The sequence below is a fragment of the Actinoplanes sp. NPDC051633 genome, assembly GCF_040681735.1.
Taxonomy (GTDB): Bacteria; Actinomycetota; Actinomycetes; order Mycobacteriales; family Micromonosporaceae; genus Actinoplanes.
Genome location: NZ_JBFAZH010001352.1, coordinates 1 through 1,914, shown reverse-complemented (window position 1 = coordinate 1,914; position 1,914 = coordinate 1). Strand labels below are relative to the sequence as shown.

At 69.0% G+C, this 1,914-nt stretch carries 2 protein-coding genes; both read right to left on the bottom strand.

Going from position 1 to position 1,914, the window contains the following annotated elements; genetic code table 11:
• Nucleotides 1-134: 134 nt before the first annotated feature.
• Nucleotides 135-581, bottom strand: a complete 447-nt coding sequence (locus AB0M20_RS40895) for a hypothetical protein (RefSeq protein ID WP_364306625.1) — start codon at nucleotides 579-581, stop codon at nucleotides 135-137.
• A gap of 44 nt (nucleotides 582-625) precedes the next feature.
• Nucleotides 626-1,651, bottom strand: coding sequence for a LacI family DNA-binding transcriptional regulator (locus AB0M20_RS40890; RefSeq protein WP_364306623.1), 1,026 nt, complete (start codon nucleotides 1,649-1,651; stop codon nucleotides 626-628).
• Between the last annotated feature and the right edge of the window lie 263 nt (nucleotides 1,652-1,914).

The following is a 1,914-nucleotide window of genomic DNA, read 5'->3' as shown; positions in this document are numbered from 1 at the left end:
GCTGCAGGGGATCGTCGCGCAGCGCGGGCACGCCCGGGAGCGGCCGGCGCACCAGACGAAACGCCGGGCGGCGGGCCGCCGGGGAGGTCGCCTGAGTGCTCACGGCGTCAATGAGACCACGGGGGTATGACGATCTAGTCCGAGGGCTCCGGCGACTCCATCTTGTCGTCGGGCATCGGCGGCGCCGGGCGATCTTCGTGGTCGGGCAGCCTGGTGGGCGCCAGCTCCGGAGCCGCCGGGGGCGAGGGGGCGGGGGCGTCGCGCTCGGGCGGCACCGTGGTCGGTGCGACGACGCCGCCGGGGCCGGACGTGTCCCGCGTACGCGGCGGTGGATCTTTCTTGGGGATGCGCGACCGAGGTTTCGACGTGACGGTCGGCTCGGGCGGCTCCACACCAACGAACGGCGGCGGCCCGCCCTCCACGTTCTCGGGCGGCGAAGCGGGTGCGACCACCACCGGCGGCGCCACTTCCGGCACCACCGCGGGCACCTGGCCCGGCGCCATCACGGTCCTGGCCATCGGCGCACCGATGGCCGCGGCGACCAGTACGGCGCCGACCAGGAGCACCCTGCGATGTGCCACGACAGTGGACCGTATCGATCCGGGTCAGGGGTGTCTTTCCCCCATTAGGCCGAGCCGGCCGGTTTTCCGACGGAGGCGCGGTTGCGCACCGGCATCGGCACCCGCACGACGGCCGGCTCCGCGTCGGGGGTCAGCAGCAGCTCCACCGCCTGCCAGCCGAGCTGGTAGTGCGGCAGCGCGATGCTGGTCAGCTGGGGTCGCAGCCACGCGGCCAGCTCGGAGTCGTCGAACGACACCACCGACACGTCGCCCGGGATGGTGCGGCCGGCTTCGCGCAAGGCTTGGTACGCCCCCAGCGCGATCCGGTCGTTGAGGCAGATCAGCACCCGCGGCCGCAGTCCCGACTCGAGCGCGGCCAGCACCGCGTCGTACGCGGAATCCGGCCACCACTCGCATTCGATGCCGCTCTCGAGTTTCAGCCCGGCGCCGGCCAGCCCTTCCCGCAGGCCGGCCGCCCGCTCCTTTCCGGCGAAGACCGACTCGGCCGGCGTGCCGACCACATGGATCCCCTCGCGATGCCCGGCGTCGATGACCACCTTCGCGGCGCTCCACCCGGCGGTCACCTCGTCGGGGATCACCGCGTGGTGGACCGGCTTGACCGCCCTGGTGACGCAGTTGAGCAGCGCCACCTTGCGACCCCGCAACGCCTTGGGCACGCGGACGTACCGGGTGAACATGCTGGCGTACACGAACGCGTCGACCTGCCGGTCGAGGAAGTCGGAGATCAGCTTCTCCTCGATCACCGGATCGCCCTCGGTCTCGCCGATGAAGAGCAGATGCCCGTGGGCGACGGCGGCGGCGAGGGCGCCCTGGATCGCGCGTCCGGCGTACGGGTCGGACGCGATCGTGTCGGAGACCAGAGCGATCGTCTTGGTCACCTTGGTACGCAGGCTCCGGGCCATGAGGTTGGGCCGGTAGTCCAGTTCCTGGGCCGCCCGGAGGACCCGTTGCCGGGCGTCCTCCGAGATACGCATGTCCACGTGCCGACCGGCCAGGACGAACGAGGCCGTGCTGCGGGACACGCCGGCCCGCTGTGCGACCTGTAACAGGGTCGCCCGTTGCGGCGGCATAGAGCAGAGTTTTCCACGCCGGCACAAGAACTCCGCGCGCCTGGCGCACCTTTCGCGAATCCGACCCTCTTGACCGACATTTATTTTGAGAGTTAGGTCACTGCTAAACGCATCTAGCAATGCGGGATCGCGGTCCAAGCTGGACAGGCCGACGTGCCCCGGCGGTGCCACCCAAAAATTTGTAACGTTAGCTTATCAAAGCTAGCGTTACAAATTTTTTAAGAAATAATTTTGTTTTTCAAAATTCCAAATGGCCGTAATTG

What these genes read in the sequence shown, in the direction of transcription:
- AB0M20_RS40890 (WP_364306623.1), bottom strand. Translation starts at nt 1,651, where the DNA reads ATGCCGCCGCAACGGGCGACCCTGTTACAGGTCGCACAGCGGGCCGGC.